This is a genomic window from Variovorax sp. J31P179, from assembly GCF_030316985.1.
GTDB classification, from domain to species: domain Bacteria; phylum Pseudomonadota; class Gammaproteobacteria; order Burkholderiales; family Burkholderiaceae_C; genus Variovorax; species Variovorax ginsengisoli_B.
This window is the reverse complement of the sequence record NZ_JASZYL010000006.1, coordinates 433,131-453,627: the sequence shown is the minus strand read 5'-3', so window position 1 is coordinate 453,627 and position 20,497 is coordinate 433,131. Positions and strand designations below refer to the sequence as shown.

Here is a 20,497-nt window from a genome sequence, read left to right as displayed (position 1 = left end):
AAGGAGCAAATCCATGAGCGAATCGATCGTGATCGTCGGCGCCGCCCGCACCCCGATGGGCGGCTTCCAGGGCGACTTCTCATCCCTCTCGGCGCATGACCTCGGCGGCGTCGCCATCAAGGCGGCGGTCGAGCGCGCCGGCATCCCGGCCGACAGCGTCGGCGAGGTGCTGTTCGGCAACTGCCTGATGGCCGGCCAGGGCCAGGCGCCGGCGCGCCAGGCGGCCTACAAGGGCGGCCTGCCCGACAGCGCGGGCGCGGTCACGCTCAGCAAGATGTGCGGCTCGGCCATGAAGGCCGCGATGCTGGCGCACGACATGCTGCTGGCGGGCACCCACGAGGTGATGGTGGCCGGCGGCATGGAGAGCATGACCAATGCGCCCTACCTGATGCTCAAGGGCCGCGGCGGCTACCGCATGGGCCACGACCGCATCTTCGACCACATGATGCTCGACGGCCTGGAAGACGCCTACCAGCCGGGCCGCTCGATGGGCACCTTCGGCGAGGACTGCGCGGCCAAGTACAAGTTCACGCGCGAGCAGCAGGATGCCTTCGCGATCGCCAGCGTCGAGCGCGCCAAGGCGGCGACCAGCTCCGGCGCCTTCAAGGCCGAGATCGCGGCGGTCACCGTCAAGGGCCGCGGCGGCGACACCGTGATCGAGATCGACGAAGGCCCGGGCAAGGTCAAGCTCGACAAGATCCCGACACTCAAGCCGGCCTTCAAGAAGGACGGCGGCACCATCACCGCGGCGTCTAGCTCGTCGATCAACGACGGCGCAGCGGCGCTGGTGATGATGACCGGCAGCGGCGCCAAGAAGAACGGCGCCAAGCCGATTGCCCGCATCGTCGCCCACGCCACGCATGCGCAGCAGCCCGAGTGGTTCTCCACCGCCCCGGTGGGCGCGGTCGCCAAGCTGTTCAAGAAGACCGGCTGGAGCGTCAAGGACGTCGACCTGTGGGAGGTCAACGAGGCTTTCGCGGTGGTGCCGATGGCGCTGATGCACGAGCTGGGCGTGTCGCACGACATCGTCAACGTCCACGGCGGCGCCTGCGCACTGGGCCACCCGATCGGCGCCAGCGGCGCGCGCATCATGGTGACGCTAATCCATGCGCTGCAGCAGCGCGGCAAGAAGCGCGGCGTCGCCACGCTTTGCATCGGTGGCGGCGAAGGCACGGCGGTGGCGATCGAGCTGGTCTGACCCGCCTTCCTAGAATCACTCTTCTTCTTTTTCGGAGTTCCTTTTCGATGCCTTCGGTTTTCCCCCGCAGCGCGCTGGCCGCGCTGCTCGCCACCGCCTTCGTCGCACCCGCCGCCTGGAGCCAGACCCGCGACCAGGCCCTGTTCGCTGCCGCCACGGCCGAAAAGCCCGCCGTCATCAAGACGCTCGAGACGCTGGTCAACATCGAGACCGGCACCGGTGACGGCGACGGCATGGCCTCGGCCGGCAGCTACCTCGAGTCCGAGCTCAAGGCGCTGGGCTTCACGGTCACGCGCAGCAAGTCGACCGGCATCGTGGTCGGCGACAACATCGTCGGCAAGCTGAAGGGCAAGGGCGGCAAGAACCTGCTGCTGCTCTCGCACATGGACACGGTCTACCTCAAGGGCATCCTCGCCAAGGCGCCGTTCCGCGTCGAAGGCGACAAGGCCTACGGCCCGGGCATCGCCGACGACAAGGGCGGCAACGCGGTCGTCGTGCACACGCTCAAGCTGCTCAAGGACCGCGGCTTCAAGGACTTCGGCACGATCACGGTGCTGTTCAACACCGACGAGGAAAAGGGCTCCTTCGGCTCGCGCGACCTGATCCAGGAAGAGGCCGCCAAGGCCGACTACGTGCTGTCGTTCGAGCCCACCGGCGCCGGCAAGGAAGACCTCTCGCTCGGCACCTCGGGCATCGCCTACGTCCAGGTCAACATCACGGGCAGGGCCTCGCATGCCGGCGCGGCGCCGGAGCTCGGCGTCAATTCGCTGGTCGAGGCCTCCGACCTGGTGCTGCGCACGATGGACATCGACGACAAGTCCAAGGGCCTGCGCTTCAACTGGACCATCGGCAAGGCCGGCGCGGTGTCCAACATCATCCCGGCCAGCGCCACGCTGAATGCCGACGTGCGCTACGCCAGGAACGAGGACTTCGATGCCGCGATGAAGACGCTCGAGCACAAGGCGCAGCAGAAGAAGCTGCCGGAGGCCGAGGTCAAGGTACTTGTCACGCGCGGCCGTCCGGCCTTCAACGCGGGCGAGGGCGGCCGCAAGCTGGTCGACAAGGCAGTGGCCTACTACAAGGAAGCGGGCGGCGAGCTCTCGGTGGTCGAGCGCACCGGCGGCGGGACCGACGCGGCCTATGCGGCGCTCGCGGGCAAGCCGGTCATCGAAAGCCTGGGCCTGCCCGGCTTCGGCTACCACAGCGACAAGGCCGAATACGTGGACACCAGCGCGATCCCGCGCCGGCTCTACATGGCCGGCAAGCTGATCATGGACCTGGGCCAAGGAAAGTAAGGACGCCATCATGCTGCTCAGCGCCGACCAGGAAGCCATCCGCGACGCCGTGCGCGCCTTCGCCCAAGCCGAGCTCTGGCCCCACGCGCCGCGCTGGGACCGCGAGCACAGCTTTCCCAAGGCCGCGCACGAAGGCCTGGCGGCGCTCGGCGCCTACGGCATCTGCGTGCCCGAGGAAGACGGCGGCGCCGGGCTCGACTACCTGACGCTGGCGCTGGTGCTGGAAGAAATCGCTGCCGGCGACGGCGGCACCAGCACCGCGATCAGCGTGACCAACTGCCCGGTCAACGCGATCCTGATGCGCTACGGCAATGCGCAGCAGAAGAAGCAGTGGCTGCAGCCGCTGGCGCAGGGCCGCATGCTCGGCGCCTTCTGCCTGACCGAGCCGCAGGCCGGCAGCGACGCCTCGTCCTTGCGCACCACGGCGCGCAAGGAGGGCGACGGCTGGGTGATCGACGGCGTCAAGCAGTTCATCACCAGCGGCAAGAACGGGCAGGTCGCGATCGTGATCGCGGTCACCGACAAGGGCGCCGGCAAGCGCGGCATGAGCGCCTTCATCGTGCCGACCGACGCGCCCGGCTACAACGTGGCGCGGCTGGAAGACAAGCTGGGCCAGCATTCGAGCGACACCGCGCAGATCAATTTCGACGCCTGCCGCATCCCGCTGGAGAACCTGATCGGCCAGGAAGGCGAGGGCTACAAGATCGCGCTCGGCGCGCTGGAGGGCGGGCGCATCGGCATCGCCGCCCAGAGCGTGGGCATGGCGCGCAGCGCGTTCGAGGTGGCGCTGGCCTATGCCAAGGAGCGCCAGGCCTTCGGCGGCAGCATCTTCGACCAGCAGGCGGTGGGCTTCCGGCTCGCCGAATGCGCCACCCAGCTCGAGGCGGCGCGGCAGCTGATCTGGCATGCGGCCGCCCTGCGCGACGCCGGCCGGCCCTGCCTCAAGGAGGCGGCGATGGCCAAGCTGTTCGCCAGCGAGATGGCCGAGCGGGTCTGCAGCGCCGCGATCCAGACGCTGGGCGGCTACGGCTACGTCAACGATTTTCCGCTCGAGCGCATCTACCGGGATGTGCGCGTGTGCCAGATCTACGAAGGCACTTCTGACATCCAGAAGCTGCTGATCCAGCGGTCCTTGGCCTGAGACCTTGCGGGACAGACCAAAAGAAATTGCGCAGCAATTCTTGCTCTGTCCTCAACGGATCAGATGGGCTCTGCACAATACGCCCTGGAACTTTCCCTCGCCCACGCCTTTTTCATGTCCGCATCCCCCTCCAGCCCCGCCCGTGTCCCCTGCCCCTGCGGGCGCCGCGACCGGCGGGAGCTGCCCCTGGCCTACACGCAGTGCTGCGGCCGCTACGTGGACGATTTTGCGCACACGCCGGCACCGGATGCCGAATCGCTGATGCGCTCGCGCTACACCGCCTTCGTGCGCGAACGCGCCGACTACCTGCTGGCCACATGGCACGCCTCGACCCGACCGGCGAGCATCGACTTCGAGCCTGCCGTGAAATGGCTGGGCCTGGACGTCCGCTCGCGCTCGGTGCTGGATGCCGACCACGCGGAGGTCGAGTTCGTCGCCCGCCAGCGCAACGGCGCCGGCGAGGCGAGCCGGCTGCACGAGCGCAGCCGCTTCGTGCGCCAGGAGGATGACGAGGGGCTCCATCGCTGGTATTACGTCGACGGCGACCTTCACTGACGGATTTGGTCGGAAAGGTCCGTTGGCCCGCGCGTGGACTCGAATCGATGCTATTGATTTCGTAGCAATCCCGACGGATTGTGTCCCTTGCGGCGACAGAGCGATTCCTTCCGGGCTATTTATCTTGCGCCGCTCCTGCCTCACACTCCGTACCCTGTGATTGTTGCGCCGAAGGCGCAGCGACGATCCGCTCAACCGGCCGCAGGCCAAGAGGTGCACCATGGGCAGCTGGACGAACCGCAAGCTGGATTGGGGGCGGCTTTGCGCCGCGATGGCGCTGCCGGCCGTGGCCGCGCTGCTCTTGGCCGCGCCGGACGCGCGCGCGCAGGACAAGAACCTGCTCACGCCCTTCTCGGGCGCGACCGGAGCCCAGCCGCCCGCGCCGTGGCATTTCACCACCTTGCCCAACAAGTCGCCGACCCGCTTCGAGGTCGATCAGCTCGACGGCCAGCGCGTGCTCAAGGTCGATGCCGACAACTCCTACGGGAACTTGGTGCATCCCGCCCGAGTGGAGCTCAACGAGCAGGCTACGCTGGCCTGGCGCTGGCGGGTGGAGTCTTTCGTCGAGGGCGCCGACCTGCGCACGCGCTCCGGCGACGATGGCGCGGCCAAGGTCTGCGTGTTCTTCGATTTCCCGGCCGACCGGCTGTCCGTCGGCGAGCGCACCCGTCTGTCGCTGGCGCGCCGCGCCACCGGCGAGGCGGTGCCGACCGAGACCCTGTGCTACGTCTGGGACAACAAGGAAGCCAAGGGCAACGCGTTCGACAACGCCTTCACCAAGCGCATCCGCATGGTGGTGCTCGAATCCGGCGCCGCGGCCAAGCCGGGCAGCTGGACCTCCGAGCGCCGCAACCTGCTGTCGGACTACCGCCGTGCCTTCGGCGAAGAGGCCGGCGACATCCGGCCCGACGTGACGGCGGTGGCGGTCTCGGCCGACGCCGACAACACCCACGGCCACGGCATCGCCTACTTCTCGGATCTCGACCTCCGCGGCAATCCGCCCTCGCCGGCGGCCGCAGCGGCCGCCTCGCCCGCGCCAGCGTCGGCCGAACGGCCGGCTCAGGGCCAATAGCGGCTCACCTGGCCCCGGCCTCCACGTCACTACAACCATGAACGACTTCGTCTCGCTCCTCGCCAGCCAGGGCGCCGCCCTGGTCTTCGCCGCCACGCTCGCGACGCGCCTCGGGGCGCCGGTGCCGGCCGTGCCGTTCCTGGTCGTGGCGGGCGGGTTGACGGTCGGCGGGCAGCTGTCCGTGGTCGCGGTGGTGCTGGCGGCGGTGCTCGGCAACATCCTCGGCGACGGCGTCTGGTTCCTGGCCGGGCGCCGCTGGGGCTACCGCGTGATGCGGCTGCTGTGCCGGATCTCGCTGTCGCCCGACTCCTGCGTCCGACGCAGCGAATCGATCCTCGGGCGCTGGGGCGGGTGGTCGCTGATCGCGGCCAAGTTCGTGCCCGGTGTCTCGGTGGTGGCGCCGCCGATGGCCGGCGCCCTCGGCATGTCGAACCTGCGGTTCCTGGCCTACGAAACCGTGGCTGCGCTGATCTGGACCCTGCTTTGCCTGTTCGTGGGCCGGATCTTCCATGCCGCGATCCAGGACGTCCTCGCGGTGATCTCCAACATCGGCCTGGGCGCGCTGGCGATCGGCGTGCTGGCGCTGGCGGCCTTCATCGGCTGGCGCTGGCGGCAACGCCGGCTGGCGCAGCAGGTCGACGACATCGTCCACGTCCAGGTCGAAGCCTTGCGCGAGGCCCTGGCGGCGGGCGCCGGCCCGACAGTCATCGACGTCCGCTCGGACGAGGCCCGCGCGCTCGACACGAGGGCGATCCCGGGCGCGATCGGCATCGGCCTGAAGCAGCTGCCGAAGCGGCTCTCGGCTTTTGCCGATGGCCGCGAAGTGGTCGTCTTCTGCGATTGCCCCGACGACGCCACGGCGATCGCGGCGGCGCGCGTGCTGATGAGCGCGGGCCTGCCGCGGGTGCGCGTGCTGGCGGGCGGCCTGGACGCCTGGGCGGCGTTGCATGCCGCCGAGCCGATGCGGACGGTTCCGCCACTGGCGGCGGCACACTCCGCTTGATCGCGGGGCCGCAAGGCACCTAGAATCGGCCCCGCTCCGGGGTGCACGCAGACGCGTGCTGAGATGGCCAAGCGGCCGAACCCGCGAACTTGATCTGGTTCATACCAGCGTAAGAAGAGCTGCGACTCCCCGGCACCCTCACTCCCTTTTCCGGAGCGATGCCGTTCGGAGGCATCGCGGAGCACCCTTTGTTTTCAAGAACAGGAGTGCCCCGCATGAATGCCAGCTACAAGTTCGCTTCCCTGCTCACGCTCACGCGCGAGCCCTTCCCGGCCTCGACCAAGGGCGCCATCGCCGGCAGCCGGCCCGACCTGCGCGTGCCGGTGCGCGAAGTGGCGCTGACCAATGGCGAGCGGGTGTCTCTCTACGACACCTCGGGCCCGTACACCGACCCGGCGGCCGACATCGACATCCGCCGCGGGCTGCCCGGCGTGCGCGATGCGTGGATCTCCGAACGCAACGACACCGAACGCTACGAGGGCCGCCTGCATCTCGCGCTGGACGATGGCGCGACCCATGCCGACCGCGATGCCCGGCGCATCGCCGAGCTGCGCGCCGGCGCCGCCGCGCTGCAGCGCACGCCGCGCCGCGCCAAGGCCGGTGCCAACGTCACGCAGATGCACTACGCCCGGCGCGGCATCGTGACGCCCGAGATGGAATATGTCGCGCTGCGCGAGAACGGCCGGCGCGAATGGATGGCCGAGTACATGGCCGACGAGGCGCGCGAGAAGCGGCTGGCCGGCAACCCGATGGGCGCCCGCATCCCGAAGATCATCACGCCCGAGTTCGTGCGCGACGAAGTGGCGCGCGGCCGCGCCATCATCCCGGCCAACATCAACCACCCGGAAGTCGAGCCGATGGCGATCGGGCGCAACTTCAAGGTCAAGATCAACGCCAACATCGGCAACTCCGCCGTGACCTCCAGCATCGAGGAAGAGGTCGAGAAACTGGTGTGGGCGATCCGCTGGGGCGCCGACAACGTGATGGACCTGTCGACCGGCCGCAACATCCACACCACGCGCGACTGGATCGTGCGCAACAGCCCGGTGCCGATCGGCACGGTGCCGATCTACCAGGCGCTGGAGAAGGTCGGCGGCGTGGCCGAGGACCTGACCTGGGAGATCTACCGCGACACGCTGATCGAGCAGGCCGAGCAGGGCGTCGACTACTTCACCATCCACGCCGGGCTGCGGCTGCCTTTCATCCATCTCACGGCGGATCGGCGCACCGGCATCGTCTCGCGCGGCGGCTCGATCATGGCCAAGTGGTGCATCTCGCACCACAAGGAGAGCTTCCTCTACACGCACTTCGAGGACATCTGCGACATCATGAAGGCCTACGACGTGAGCTTCTCGCTCGGCGACGGCCTGCGCCCGGGCTGCGCCTCGGACGCCAATGACGAGGCCCAGTTCGCCGAATTGCGCACCCTGGGAGAGCTGACGCAGATCGCCTGGAAGCATGATGTCCAGACCATGATCGAGGGCCCGGGCCACGTGCCGATGCACCTGATCCAGGCCAACATGGACGAGCAGCTGAAGCACTGCCACGAGGCGCCGTTCTACACCCTGGGCCCGCTGACCATCGACATCGCGCCGGGCTACGACCACATCGCCAGCGCGATCGGCGCCGCGATGATCGGCTGGGCCGGCACCGCGATGCTGTGCTACGTCACGCCGAAGGAGCACTTGGGCCTGCCGGACCGCGACGACGTCAAGCAGGGGATCATCGCGTACAAGATCGCGGCGCACGCGGCCGACGTGGCCAAGGGGCACCCGGGTGCGCGCTCGCGCGACGACGCGCTGTCGAAGGCGCGCTTCGAGTTCCGCTGGCAGGACCAGTTCAACCTTGGCCTCGACCCTGACACCGCGCGCGAGTTCCACGACGAGACCCTGCCCAAGGACAGCAGCAAGGTGGCGCATTTCTGCTCGATGTGCGGGCCCAAGTTCTGCTCGATGAAGATCACCCAGGAGGTGCGCGAGTACGCCGCCCAGCGCGGCATCGAGGCGACCGACGCGGTCGAGGACGGCATGGCCGGCAAGTCGGCCGAGTTCAAGGCCGCCGGCGGCGAGATCTACATTCCGATCCGACCAGCCTGAGTCGTCATGCTTCCGGGGGCGACGTTGTTACGATCGCTCCCATGAAAGCACCTCCCTTCGACGCCGTCCTGTTCGACTGCGACGGCGTCCTGGTCGACTCCGAACCCATCACCAACCGCGTGCTCGCCGAGATGCTCGGCGAGCTCGGCTGGGCGATCAGCACCGAGGAATCGATGCGGATCTTCACCGGCAAGGCGGTCAAGGACGAAGCCGCGCTGATCGAGGCCAGGACCGGCTTCGCGATCACGCCCGAATGGCTGCACGGCTTCCGCGGCCGCCGCAACGAGGCGCTGGAGCGTGATTTGCTCGCGATTCCCAACGCCGCCCTGGCGGTGCGCGCGCTGCACGCGGCGCTGGACGGCCGCATTGCCTGCGCCTCGGGCGCCGATCGTCACAAGGTCGAGCTGCAGCTCGAGAAGATCGGCATCCTGGACTGCTTCGCAGGCAGGATCTTCAGCGGCCACGAAACCCCGCGCTCCAAGCCCGCGCCGGACGTCTACCTGGCGGCGGCGGCGGCGCTCGGCGTCGACCCGGCGCGCTGCGCGGTGGTCGAGGACACAGTCACCGGGGCCACCGCCGGCGTCGCAGCCGGCGCCACCGTGTTCGGCTACAGCCCGAGCGATCTCGGCCACAGCGGGCCCGAAGCGCTGCGGGCCGTCGGCGTGGCACAGATCTTCACCGACATGGCGCAGCTGCCCGGACTGCTGGCCGACTGGCGCCCCGCCGTCGCCTGATACCCACCGCATGCCCGGCCTGCGCGCGCTCTGTGGTCTCCTGATCGCCGCCTGCCTGGCGGGCTGTTCGTCGATCCGGCCATGGCTCAACGAGCCGCTGGTCGAGCGGGCGCCGCCGACTTCCAGCCTGATGGCGCCGGCGTCGGGCCGCGACCCCACGATCCTGGTCGCCGTGACGCTCTCCGGCGGCGGCGCGCGTGCCGCCGCTTTCGGCTATGGCGTGCTGGAGGAACTGCGCCGCACCAGGTTCGACCTGAACGGCCGCCACTCCGACCTGCTCGACGCCACCGACGTGATCAGCGGGGTCTCGGGCGGCAGCATCCTCGCGGCCTACTACGCGGCTTTCGGTGCCGACAGGCTGCCCGACTTCGAGCGCGACTTCCTGCGCCAGAACTTCCAGAACAGCCTGATCCTGCAGGCACTGCGGCCGGGCAGCCTGCATGACCTCACATCGCCCTGGTATGGCCGCAGCCACCTGCTGGCGCGCCGGCTCGACGAGATCTACGAGGGCAAGACCTACGCCGACATCGAGCGCAACCCGCGCCATCCGCAGCTGGTGATCGCGGCCACCGACATGTCGCTCGGCACGCCCTTCGAATTCACGGCCGACCAGTTCGAGCTGATCTGCTCGGACCTGCAGAGCGTGCCGCTGTCGTTCGCGGTCGCGGCCTCGTCGGCGGTGCCGATCCTGCTGAGCCCGCTGACGCTCAAGAACTATTCGCAGGAGTGCCGCGATCGTGGCATCGTGCCGCGGCTCGCCGTGCGCGGCGGCGGCAACTACCGGGCCCGCATGTTCCGCATGCAGGCCAACAGCTACCTCGATGCGCAGAGCCGCCCCTTCATCCACCTGGTCGACGGCGGCGTGGCCGACAACCTGGCGGTGCGCCGGCTGCTCGACCGCGCCCTGGTCGGCGGCGGCCTGCGCGAGAGCTTCGAGGAGGTCGGCATCCCGCGCGGCAGCGTTCGCAAGCTGATCGTGATCAGCGTCAACTCGGCCCGTGATCCGGCCAACAACATCGACCAGAGCGACCGGGTGCCGGGTGTCCGCGCGGTGGCCGACACGCTGCTGTTCGGTGCCGGCGCGCGCGCCACTCTCGAGACCCAGGAGTTCCTGCTCGACACCGCGCGCCAATGGCGGGATGACCTCAAGTCGCGCAGCGCCGACGGCTCGGATGCGTTCGCGCCCGACGCCGAGATCCATGTGGTGCAGGTCAACCTGCGCGATGCCGCCGACGGCGAGCTGCGGCAGCGGCTGATGCAGGTGCCGACCGCGTTCTCGATCAGCGATGAAGAGGTGACGCGGCTGATCGCGGCGGGGCGCAGCGTATTGCAGCGTTCGCCCGACTTCCAGGCCTTGAAGCGGTCGCTGGGCGCGGCGCCCGATTGAGACTCAGGCGTTGCCGCGCGGCAGCGTGGCCGTGGCCATCGTGGTGAGCGACGCCACCATCGCCCGGGCCCGGTCCGCCCACATGTGCGACACCAGCTGCTCGGCGTTCTCGGTCACGAAACCGGCGTTGCGGGTGCGGCCCGAGGTCGCGATGAAGTCCATCAGGTCGGCGAAGGCCGAGCTGTCGGTGTCAGGAGTCTGCTGCATGCGGCGATCGTAGGGCGAGGCCAGTGCCCGTTGCGTCGGACAGGCACTGATTGGGTGCCCGGCAGCGCACTATTTCACGGATTCGCCGTGCCGCTGGCCGGCGGCAGGCCGTTGCGCCTCACTTCGCCCGGCGTGGCGCCTGACCAGGCCCTGAATGCGCGCGAGAAACTTTTCTCATTGCGGAATCCCACCGCCAGCGCGATCTGCTTGATCGGCCGGTCGGTCCGGCGCAGCTGGTCGGCCGCCGTTCGATGGCGGATCTCGTCCTTGAGGGCCTGCAGCGACACGCCTTCTTCCATCAGCTGGCGGTGCAGGGTGCGGGTCGACAGGTTCAACAGGGCCGCCAAGGCCTCGGCGGTCGTGGCCTCCGCGGCGCGGGTGCGCAGCAGCTCGCGCACCCGCTGGCCCAGCAGGCGGTCGCGCCGGTACTGCAGCACCGTGAGCGGCAGGGCGCGGCGCAGCATGGTGCGCAGCGCCGCCTCGTCGCGCCGCAGCGGCAGCGCGAGGTAGCGCGGGTCGAAGCTGTAGCTGGCGCGTTCGGCGCCGAAGCGCAGGCTGCCGCCGAACATCAGCGGATAGGCCTCCCGGTGGGGCGGTGCCTCGAACGGAAAGGCGGTGGCGCTGAGGGACACCCGCGAATCGATCGCCCAGCAGGCATAGCCGTGGAGGAATCGCAGGTTCGACACCAGGCAGAACTCGCGGACATCGCCCAGTGGCCGGTGTTCGGTGATCGACACGGTCGCCAGGCCGTCGGCCTGCGACAGCTCGAGCGTGATGTCGTTGGTCAGGAGGCGCAGGTGCCGGCACCAGCGCTTGATCGCCACCCCCAGGTCGGGCGCGCCCAGGGAGGCCCGGCACAGCATGCCGTAGCTGCCCCAGGGCAGCTTGCGCCGGAACCAGCCCAGCGCCTCGTCATCGAGCTCCTGCATCGCGAAGCCCGACAGGACCTCGAATTGCGCCGCGGTCACGCGGGCCTGGGGATCGGCCAGTTCGCGCGGCGTGATCTGTGCCTGTGCCAGGGCCTCCGAAGGGTCGACGCCATAGCGTTCGTAGCCGCGAACGATCGCTCGCACGAAGGCCATCGGCGTGGCTGCGCGGCGGGTGCTCTGGAGCGGGGATGAAGACATGTCGCCGTGAGGTTCAGCTGGCGTGATTTGCAACCATTGTGGCGCCAAATGCGCCGACACACGGCGTAAGCTGCGAACTTCCGCCTCGGAAAGTTCCGGCGCGGGCCTGACCGACCAAGGAGACAAACCCATGCACGATCCCGGCCTGAACTTCGACCTGGGCGACACCATCGATTCGCTGCGCGACGCGATCCAGGACTTCGCCGCCCACGAGATCACGCCGCGCGCCGCCGACATCGACCGCGAGAACCTGTTCCCGGCCGACCTCTGGAAGAAGCTTGGCGACCTCGGCCTGCACGGCATGACCGTGAAGGAGGAATACGGCGGCACCGAGCTCGGCTACCTGGCGCACATCGTGGCGATGGAAGAAGTCTCGCGGGCCTCGGCCTCGGTCGGGCTCTCGTACGGCGCGCATTCCAACCTGTGCGTCAACCAGATCCACCGCAACGGCAGCGAGGCGCAGAAGAAGAAGTACCTGCCCAAGCTGGTGAGCGGCGAGCATGTCGGCGCGCTGGCGATGAGCGAGCCCAATGCCGGCTCCGACGTCGTCAGCATGAAGCTGCGGGCCGAGAAGAAGGGCGACCGCTACGTGCTCAACGGCGGCAAGATGTGGATCACCAACGGCGGCGACGCCGACACGCTGGTGATCTACGCCAAGACCGAGCCCGAGATGGGCGCCCGCGGCATGACCGCCTTCATCGTCGAGAAGGGTTTCAAGGGCTTCTCGGCCGGCACCAAGCTCGACAAGCTCGGCATGCGCGGCTCCAACACCTTCCCGCTCTACTTCGACAACTGCGAGGTGCCTGAAGAAAACGTGCTGGGCGGCGAGGGCATGGGCGCCAAGGTGCTGATGAGCGGCCTCGATTTCGAGCGCGCGGTGCTCTCCGGCGGCCCGCTGGGCATCATGGCGGCCTGCATGGACGCGGTACTGCCCTTCGTGCACGAGCGCCAGCAGTTCGGCCAGAGCATCGGCGAGTTCCAGCTCATGCAGGGCAAGCTGGCCGACATGTACTCGACCTGGCAGGCCACGCGCGCCTACGTGTACGCGGTCGGCAAGGCCTGCGACCGCAGCGACCACGCGCGCACCTTCCGCAAGGACGCGGCCGGCGCCATCCTGTACTCGGCCGAGAAGGCGACCTGGATGGCCGGCGAGGCGATCCAGGCGCTGGGCGGCGTGGGCTACACCAAGGACTTCCCGGTCGAGCGGCTCTGGCGCGACGCCAAGCTCTACGAGATCGGCGCCGGCACCAGCGAGATCCGGCGCATGCTGATCGGCCGCGAGCTGTTCGCCGAGACCGCCTGACGGAGGCGCGATGAACCCGACGCTGAGCATGGCGCAGGGCGCCACCGATGTACCGCTGATCGAGCAGACGATCGGCGACTTCTTCGACGACATGGCGGCCCGGCAGGGCGACCACGAAGCGCTGGTCAGCGTGCACGAGGGCAAGCGCTACAGCTACCGCGAACTCCAGCGCGAAGTCGACCGTCTCGCCAGCGCCCTGCTGGGCCTGGGGCTGGCGCCGGGCGACCGGGTCGGCATCTGGTCGCACAACAACGCGCCCTGGGTGCTGATGCAGCTGGCCACGGCCAAGGTCGGCATCGTGCTGGTCAACATCAACCCGGCCTACCGCACCTCGGAGCTCGAGTACGCGCTCAACAAGGTGGCGTGCAAGGCGCTGGTCACGATGAAGCGCTTCAAGACCAGCGACTACGTCGGCATGCTGCGCGAGCTGGCGCCCGAGCTGGCTGGCGCGGCACCCGGTGCCTTGAAGTCTGCCCGCCTGCCGAACCTGCGCACCGTGGCCTGGATCGATGCCGCGGGCGACGAGGGCGAACTGCCGGGGCTGCTGCGCTTCTCGGCGCTGCACGAAAGCGGGCGAGCCGATGACCCGCAGGTCGCCGCGATCGCCAGGACGCTCAAGGCCGGCGATCCGATCAACATCCAGTTCACCAGCGGCACCACCGGCTTCCCCAAGGGCGCCACGCTGACCCACCGCAACATCCTCAACAACGGCTTCTTCATCGGCGAATGCATGAAGCTGACGCCGGTCGACCGGCTGTGCATCCCGGTGCCGCTCTACCATTGCTTCGGCATGGTGCTGGGCAACCTGGCCTGCCTGACGCACGGCGCGACCATCGTCTATCCGAACGACGGCTTCGATCCGCTCACCGTGATGCAGACGGTGCAGGACGAGAAGTGCACCGGGCTGCACGGCGTGCCGACCATGTTCATCGCCGAACTCGACCATCCGCGCTTCAAGGACTTCGACTTCAGCAGCCTGCGCACCGGCATCATGGCCGGCTCGCCATGCCCGACCGAGGTCATGAAGCGCGTGGTCGAGCAGATGAACCTGCGCGAGATCACGATCGCCTACGGCATGACCGAGACCAGCCCGGTGAGCTGCCAGAGCTCGACCGACACGCCGCTCGAGAAGCGGGTGTCGACCGTCGGCACGGTGCAGCCGCACCTCGAGATCAAGATCGTCGATCCGGTCGACGGCGCCATCGTGCCGCGCGGCAGCTCGGGCGAGTTCTGCACCCGCGGCTACTCGGTCATGCACGGCTACTGGGAAGACCCCGAGAAGACCCGCGAGGCGATCGACGCCGAGGGCTGGATGCACACCGGCGACCTCGCCACCATGGACGCCGAGGGCTACGTCAACATCGTCGGCCGCATCAAGGACCTGGTGATCCGCGGCGGCGAGAACATCTACCCTCGCGAGATCGAGGAGTTCCTGTATCGCCATCCGAAGGTGCAGGACGTGCAGGTGGTCGGACTGCCCGACAAGAAGTACGGTGAAGAGCTCTGCGCCTGGATCATCGCCAAGCCGGGCCAGAGCGTGACGGCCGACGAGGTGCGCGAGTTCTGCAAGGGGCAGATCGCGCACTACAAGGTGCCGCGCTACATCGAGTTCGTGACCGAGTTTCCGATGACGGTCACGGGCAAGATCCAGAAGTTCAAGATTCGCGAAGCAATGAAGCACCAGCTTGGGCTGGACGAGGACAAGACTGCATGAAGCTCGAGACCCAACTCAATGCCCGCTCGGCGGAATTCCAGGCCAACGCGACCGCGATGCGCGCATTGGTCGACGACCTGCACGTGCAGTTCGCCAAGGTCGAGGCCGGCGGCGGCGAGGCCGCGCGCAGCAAGCACACGGCGCGCGGCAAGCTGCTGCCGCGCGACCGCGTGGCCCAGCTGCTGGACCCGGGCACGCCCTTTCTCGAAGTGGCGCCGCTCGCCGCGCATGCGATGTACCACGGCGCAGCGCCCGGCGCGGGCCTGATCGCCGGCATCGGCCGGGTCAGCGGCGTCGACTGCATGATCGTCTGCAACGACGCCACCGTGAAGGGCGGCACCTACTACCCGGTCACGGTCAAGAAGCACCTGCGGGCGCAGGAGATCGCCGAGCAGAACCGGCTGCCCTGCATCTACCTGGTCGACTCCGGCGGCGCCAACCTGCCGAACCAGGACGAGGTCTTTCCCGACCGCGACCACTTCGGCCGCATCTTCTACAACCAGGCGCAGATGAGCGCGCAGGGCATCGCGCAGATCGCGGTCGTGATGGGCTCCTGCACCGCCGGCGGCGCCTACGTGCCGGCGATGAGCGACGAGAGCATCATCGTCAAGAACCAGGGCACCATCTTCCTGGGCGGCCCGCCGCTCGTGAAGGCGGCCACCGGTGAAGTCGTCACCGCAGAAGACCTGGGCGGCGGCGACGTCCACACGCGGCTGTCGGGCGTGGCCGACCATCTGGCGCAGAACGACCTGCATGCGCTGGCGCTGGCGCGCTCTGCAGTGGCCAACCTGAACGCTCGCAAGGCGGCTGCCGAGGCGGCCCCGGCGGCTGCGATCCGCGCACCGGCCTTCCCGGTCGAAGAGCTCTACGGCGTCATCCCCACCGACACCCGCAAGCCCTTCGACGTGCGCGAGATCATCGCCCGCATCGTCGACGGCAGCGAGTTCCACGAATTCAAGTCGCGCTTCGGCAGCACGCTGGTCTGCGGCTTCGCCGAGATCGAGGGCATGCCGGTGGGCATCGTCGCCAACAACGGCATTCTCTTCAGCGAGTCGGCGCAGAAGGGCGCCCACTTCATCGAGCTGTGCTGCCAGCGCAAGACGCCGCTGGTGTTCCTGCAGAACATCACGGGCTTCATGGTCGGGCGCAAGTACGAGAACGAGGGCATCGCGCGCCACGGCGCCAAGATGGTGACCGCGGTGGCCACCGCCAACGTGCCCAAGTTCACGATCATCATCGGCGGCAGCTTCGGCGCCGGCAACTACGGCATGTGCGGGCGCGCCTATTCGCCGCGCTTCCTCTGGATGTGGCCCAACGCGCGCATCAGCGTGATGGGCGGCGAGCAGGCCGCGAGCGTGCTGGCCACGGTCAAGCGCGACGGCATCGAGGCCAAGGGCGGGCAGTGGAGCGCCGAGGAGGAAGAAGCCTTCAAGTCGCCGATCCGCCAGCAGTACGAGGTGCAGGGCCATCCCTACTACGCGACCGCGCGGCTGTGGGACGACGGCATCATCGATCCGGCCGACACGCGGCGCGTGCTGGCGCTGGGCCTGGCGGCGTCGCGCAATGCGCCGATCCCCGAGCCGAAGTTCGGCATCTTCCGCATGTGAACGCCATGACGCTCGCGAACTACTTCGCCAGCCTCGCGCGCTACCACGTGTGGGCGACCGAGCGGCTGATCGGGTCGAACCTGGCGGGCCTGTCCGAGGCGGACTGGCATCGCGAATGCGGCCTCTACTTTCGCTCGGTGCACCGCACGGTCAACCATCTTCTGGTGACCGACGACATCTGGTTCGCTCGTTTCGCCGAAGGCCGGTCGCTGCGCCTGCCGCTGGACACCGAGCTGCATGCGGACCGCGGCGAGGCCTGCCAGGCGCTGGGTCAGGCCGTGCAGCGATGGAGCCCCTGGCTGGCGGAGCAGGCGCCCGAGCGCTTCGACGGCGATCTCGCCTACACCCGCAACAACGGCGACGCGGTGCGCATTCCATTCGCACCGGCGCTCGGCCATGTCTTCAACCACGCAACCCACCATCGCGGCCAGCTCAGCGCCGCGCTGACCGCCATGGCCCGGCCCGGGCCCGAACTCGACTGGGTCTATCTGCTGCAACAGGAAGCGAAATCCTCATGAGCACGTCCTTCACCAAGCTGAAGCTGTCGATCGACGGCGCGGTCGCGCGCATCTGGCTCGACCAGCCCGAGGCGCGCAATGCCTTCGACGACATCGTGATCGCCGAGCTGACGCAGGCCTTCACCGAGGCCGGCGCCGCGCCGCAGGTCAGGGCCATCGTGCTCGGCGCCAACGGCCCGGCCTTCTGCGCCGGCGCCAACCTCAACTGGATGCGGCGCATGGCCGACTACACGCGCGACGAGAACATCGCCGACGCCGGCAAGCTGGCCGAGATGCTGCGAACCATCGCCGACTGTCCCAAGCCCACCATCGCGCGCGTGCAGGGCGACGTCTATGCCGGCGGCATGGGCCTGGTCGCCGCCTGCGACATCGCGGTCAGCGTCGACAGCGCCTGGTACTGCCTGAGCGAGGTCAAGATCGGCCTGGTGCCGGCGACCATCAGCCCCTACGTGCTGCGCGCAATGGGCACGCGGGCGGCGCAGCGCTGGTTCCTCACGGCCGAGCGTTTCGCGGCGGCCGAGGCGCATCGCATCGGCCTGGTGCACGAGGTGGTGGCGGCCGACGCGCTCGATGCCAAGGTGGCCGAGCTAGTGAAGGCGCTGACCGGTGCCAGCCCGGCCGCGGTGCGGGCCTGCAAGACGCTGATCGCCGATGTCGCCGGCCGGGAGATCGACGATGCGCTGATCGCGAAGACGGTCGAAGGCATCGCCGACATCCGCGCCAGCGACGAGGGGCGCGAGGGCGTGCAGTCGTTCCTGCAGAAGCGCAAGCCTTCCTGGTTGAATCCATGAACTCGCTCGACATGCCGCAACTGCTCGCGCTGGCCGCCGCGCTGGGGTGGGCCAGCGGCGTGCGCCTGTACCTGGTGGTGCTGCTGACCGGGCTCGCCGGCTATCTGGGCTGGATTCCCCTGCCGAGCGGCCTGCAGCTGCTGGCGCATCCGGTGGTGCTGGCGGCCAGCGGCTTCATGGTGTTCGTCGAGTTCTTCGCCGACAAGATCCCGGGCCTCGATTCGATCTGGGACATGGTCCATACGGCGATCCGAATCCCGGCCGGGGCTGCGCTGGCGGCCGGCGTGTTCGGTGCCGACCATGCCGCGATGGCGCTGGTGGCGGCCCTGCTCGGCGGCGGCTTCGCGGCCACCGCGCATGCGGCCAAGGCCACCACGCGGGCCGCGATCAACACCTCGCCCGAGCCTTTCACGAATGTGGGCGCCTCGCTGGTCGAGGACACCGCGGTGCCGGTCGGCCTGTGGCTGGCGGTGGCGCATCCGCTGGTGTTCGGGCTGCTGTTCATCGCCGTGCTGGTGCTCAGCGTCTGGCTGATCCGCAAGAGCTGGCGCTTCCTCAAATCCTTGTTCGGCCGTGTGGCGCGGATCTTCAGCGGCCGGTCCGATCCGGGCGTGGTGCCCGCCTTCCAGCTCAAGAAAAATCCTCCTGGAGACTCATCGAATGTTTAAGAAGATCCTGATCGCCAACCGTGGCGAGATCGCCTGCCGAGTGGCTTCGACGGCGCGCCGCATGGCCATCCGGACGGTGGCGGTGTACTCCGACGCCGACGCCCACGCCAACCACGTGCGGGCCTGCGACGAGTCGGTGTACCTGGGCGGCAGCGCGCCCAAGGACAGCTACCTGCGCTGGGAGAAGATCCTCGAGGCCGCCAAGGCCACGGGTGCCGAGGCGGTGCACCCGGGCTACGGCTTCCTGAGCGAGAACGAGGAATTCGCGCAGGCCTGCGCCGATGCCGGCCTGGTCTTCATCGGCCCGCCGCCGTCGGCGATCAAGGCCATGGGCCTCAAGGCGGAGTCGAAGCAGCTGATGGAGAAGGCCCGTGTGCCGCTGGTGCCGGGCTACCACGGGAGGGACCAGGACCCGGCGCTGCTGCAGCGCGAGGCCGACCGCATCGGCTACCCGGTGCTGATCAAGGCCAGCGCGGGCGGCGGCGGCAAGGGCATGCGGGTGGTCGAGAAGGCCGGCGACTTTGCTGGCGCTCTGGCCTCGTGCCAACGCGAGGCGATCAACAGCTTCGGCGACGACGCGGTGCTGATCGAGAAGTACGTGCAGCGGCCGCGCCACATCGAGATCCAGGTCTTCGGCGACACCCAGGGCAACTACGTCTACCTGTTCGAGCGCGACTGTTCGGTGCAGCGCCGCCACCAGAAGGTGCTCGAGGAAGCGCCCGCGCCCGGCATGACCGAGGCGATGCGCAGGCAGATGGGCGAGGCGGCGGTGGCGGCGGCGCGGGCCGTGAACTACGTTGGCGCCGGCACGGTGGAGTTCATCGTCGAGCAGCGCGGCGATGCGGGGACGAGCGCCGCGCCGGGCCGCCCCAAGCAAGCGAGCGCCCCCTCGGGGGGCAGCGAGGACACGCCAGTGCCGAGCGTGGGGGCCAACATGTCTTTCTTCTTCATGGAGATGAATACGCGGCTGCAGGTGGAGCATCCGGTGACCGAGGCGATCACCGGGCTCGATCTGGTCGAATGGCAGTTGCGCGTGGCCTCGGGCGAGGCCTTGCCGTTGAAGCAGGAGCAGCTGCAGATCCACGGCCACGCGATCGAGGCGCGCATCTGCGCCGAGAACCCCGACAACAACTTCCTGCCCGCCACCGGCACCTTGCGGGTGTACCGCAAGCCACAGGCGACCGCCTTCCAGCGCAGCCGCGTGCGCATCGACGACGGCGTGCGCGAAGGCGGCGTGATCTCGCCTTTCTACGATTCGATGATCGCCAAGCTGATCGTGCATGGTGCGACCCGCGAAGAGGCGCTGGCGCGGCTGGACCTCGCGCTGGCGCAGACGCACATCGTCGGCGTGTCGACCAACGTGCAGTTCCTGCGCGGCATCCTGCGCACCGATTCGTTCGCCAATGCCAAGCTCGATACCGCGCTGATCGAGCGCGAGCGCGCGGTGCTGTTCGACCAGGAGCCGCTGGGCCTGCCGCTGGCGGCCGCGGCATCGATCGCGCGCACGCTGCTGGCCGAAGCGGCGAGCGCCAATGGCGATCCGTTCAGCCGGCGCGATGGCTGGCAGTCGCATGGCGTGGCGACGCGGCCCTTCGAATTCGAGTTCCGCGGCGCGCCGCAGAGCGCCACGCTGCGCTACCTGCACGATGGTGCGCTGTGGCTGCAGGTCGGCGACGTGGCCGGCCCGCTGGTGATCGGCAGCTTTCCCTCGGGCGAGCTCGAGCTGCAGTTCGGCGGCCAGCGCCATACGCTCAACGTCTACCAGGACGAGGACACGGCCTATGTCTTCGGCGCCGAGGGCGCGACCCGGATCCTCGCGATCGACCGCCTCGCGCACGCGGGCGAGACCCATGCCGAAGGCGGCCGGCTGACGGCGCCGATGCCCGGCAAGGTCGTTTCCTTCGCGGTCAAGGCCGGTGACAAGGTCAGCCGCGGCCAGCCGCTGGCCGTGATGGAGGCGATGAAGATGGAGCACACGATCGCGGCGCCGGCGGATGGCACTGTCGAGGAGCTGCTGTACGTGCCCGGGGACCAGGTCGCCGAGGGGGCCGAGTTGCTGCGCATCGCGGTTTAAGCTCCGG

Annotated in this window: 18 protein-coding genes and 1 riboswitch; of the genes, 16 read left to right on the top strand and 2 right to left on the bottom strand. The window is 68.9% G+C overall.

Going from position 1 to position 20,497, the window contains the following annotated elements; translation table 11 throughout:
- The first annotated feature begins 13 nt into the window (after positions 1-13).
- From QTI17_RS18600 to QTI17_RS18560, 9 genes are all read left to right on the top strand, one after another.
- Positions 14-1,198 carry an acetyl-CoA C-acyltransferase gene (locus QTI17_RS18600; protein ID WP_286534878.1) on the top strand — a complete coding sequence of 395 codons (1,185 nt, stop codon included), beginning with the start codon at positions 14-16 and terminating at the stop codon, positions 1,196-1,198.
- Positions 1,199-1,245: 47 nt separating this feature from the next.
- On the top strand, positions 1,246-2,493 hold the full coding sequence (locus QTI17_RS18595) for a glutamate carboxypeptidase (RefSeq protein WP_286529516.1): 1,248 nt from the start codon (positions 1,246-1,248) through the stop codon (positions 2,491-2,493).
- A gap of 10 nt (positions 2,494-2,503) precedes the next feature.
- Positions 2,504-3,634 (top strand): acyl-CoA dehydrogenase family protein, encoded by a 1,131-nt coding sequence (locus QTI17_RS18590; protein ID WP_286534877.1) that lies wholly within the window; start codon positions 2,504-2,506, stop codon positions 3,632-3,634.
- 114 nt (positions 3,635-3,748) lie between these two features.
- Positions 3,749-4,189, top strand: a complete 441-nt coding sequence (locus QTI17_RS18585; RefSeq protein ID WP_286534876.1) for a YchJ family protein — start codon at positions 3,749-3,751, stop codon at positions 4,187-4,189.
- A 220-nt stretch (positions 4,190-4,409) separates the two neighbouring features.
- Entirely contained in the window at positions 4,410-5,261 is an 852-nt protein-coding gene (locus QTI17_RS18580) for a DUF3047 domain-containing protein (protein ID WP_286534875.1), read from the top strand.
- A gap of 37 nt (positions 5,262-5,298) precedes the next feature.
- The gene (locus QTI17_RS18575) at positions 5,299-6,264 is read left to right on the top strand and encodes a VTT domain-containing protein (protein WP_286534874.1); all 966 of its coding nucleotides are present in this window, start codon (positions 5,299-5,301) and stop codon (positions 6,262-6,264) included.
- 27 nt (positions 6,265-6,291) lie between these two features.
- A riboswitch (TPP riboswitch) is annotated at positions 6,292-6,397 on the top strand.
- Between the two features lie 82 nt (positions 6,398-6,479).
- A complete protein-coding gene (gene thiC / locus QTI17_RS18570) occupies positions 6,480-8,360 on the top strand; it encodes a phosphomethylpyrimidine synthase ThiC (RefSeq protein WP_286534873.1) in 1,881 nt (626 codons plus the stop codon).
- Between the two features lie 41 nt (positions 8,361-8,401).
- The gene (locus tag QTI17_RS18565) at positions 8,402-9,094 is read left to right on the top strand and encodes an HAD family hydrolase (RefSeq protein WP_286534872.1); all 693 of its coding nucleotides are present in this window, start codon (positions 8,402-8,404) and stop codon (positions 9,092-9,094) included.
- 10 nt (positions 9,095-9,104) lie between these two features.
- On the top strand, positions 9,105-10,481 hold the full coding sequence (locus QTI17_RS18560; RefSeq protein WP_286534871.1) for a patatin-like phospholipase family protein: 1,377 nt from the start codon (positions 9,105-9,107) through the stop codon (positions 10,479-10,481).
- A 3-nt stretch (positions 10,482-10,484) separates the two neighbouring features.
- Here the strand turns inward: QTI17_RS18560 and QTI17_RS18555 are convergent, their stop codons facing one another.
- Positions 10,485-10,688: a hypothetical protein gene (locus QTI17_RS18555; RefSeq protein WP_286534870.1), complete on the bottom strand. Its 204-nt coding sequence runs from the start codon at positions 10,686-10,688 to the stop codon at positions 10,485-10,487.
- A 74-nt stretch (positions 10,689-10,762) separates the two neighbouring features.
- Positions 10,763-11,815 carry an AraC family transcriptional regulator gene (locus QTI17_RS18550; RefSeq protein WP_286534869.1) on the bottom strand — a complete coding sequence of 351 codons (1,053 nt, stop codon included), beginning with the start codon at positions 11,813-11,815 and terminating at the stop codon, positions 10,763-10,765.
- 130 nt (positions 11,816-11,945) lie between these two features.
- Between QTI17_RS18550 and QTI17_RS18545 the strand changes: the two genes are divergently transcribed.
- Genes QTI17_RS18545 through QTI17_RS18515 form a run of 7 tightly spaced genes read left to right on the top strand, consistent with a single transcriptional unit; the run spans position 11,946 to position 20,490 of the window.
- Entirely contained in the window at positions 11,946-13,118 is a 1,173-nt protein-coding gene (locus QTI17_RS18545) for an isovaleryl-CoA dehydrogenase (protein WP_286370134.1), read from the top strand.
- A 10-nt stretch (positions 13,119-13,128) separates the two neighbouring features.
- Positions 13,129-14,832 (top strand): AMP-binding protein, encoded by a 1,704-nt coding sequence (locus tag QTI17_RS18540; protein ID WP_286534868.1) that lies wholly within the window; start codon positions 13,129-13,131, stop codon positions 14,830-14,832.
- Entirely contained in the window at positions 14,829-16,439 is a 1,611-nt protein-coding gene (locus tag QTI17_RS18535) for a carboxyl transferase domain-containing protein (RefSeq protein WP_286534867.1), read from the top strand. The genes QTI17_RS18540 and QTI17_RS18535 overlap by 4 nt, the downstream gene beginning before the upstream one ends.
- A gap of 5 nt (positions 16,440-16,444) precedes the next feature.
- Positions 16,445-16,957 carry a DinB family protein gene (locus QTI17_RS18530; RefSeq protein ID WP_286534866.1) on the top strand — a complete coding sequence of 171 codons (513 nt, stop codon included), beginning with the start codon at positions 16,445-16,447 and terminating at the stop codon, positions 16,955-16,957.
- A complete protein-coding gene (locus QTI17_RS18525) occupies positions 16,954-17,748 on the top strand; it encodes an enoyl-CoA hydratase/isomerase family protein (RefSeq protein WP_286529540.1) in 795 nt (264 codons plus the stop codon). The genes QTI17_RS18530 and QTI17_RS18525 overlap by 4 nt, the downstream gene beginning before the upstream one ends.
- Entirely contained in the window at positions 17,745-18,416 is a 672-nt protein-coding gene (locus tag QTI17_RS18520) for a DUF4126 domain-containing protein (protein ID WP_286534865.1), read from the top strand. Before QTI17_RS18525 ends, QTI17_RS18520 begins: the two co-directional genes overlap by 4 nt.
- Positions 18,409-20,490 carry an acetyl/propionyl/methylcrotonyl-CoA carboxylase subunit alpha gene (locus QTI17_RS18515; protein WP_286534864.1) on the top strand — a complete coding sequence of 694 codons (2,082 nt, stop codon included), beginning with the start codon at positions 18,409-18,411 and terminating at the stop codon, positions 20,488-20,490. Before QTI17_RS18520 ends, QTI17_RS18515 begins: the two co-directional genes overlap by 8 nt.
- Positions 20,491-20,497 lie beyond the last annotated feature (7 nt).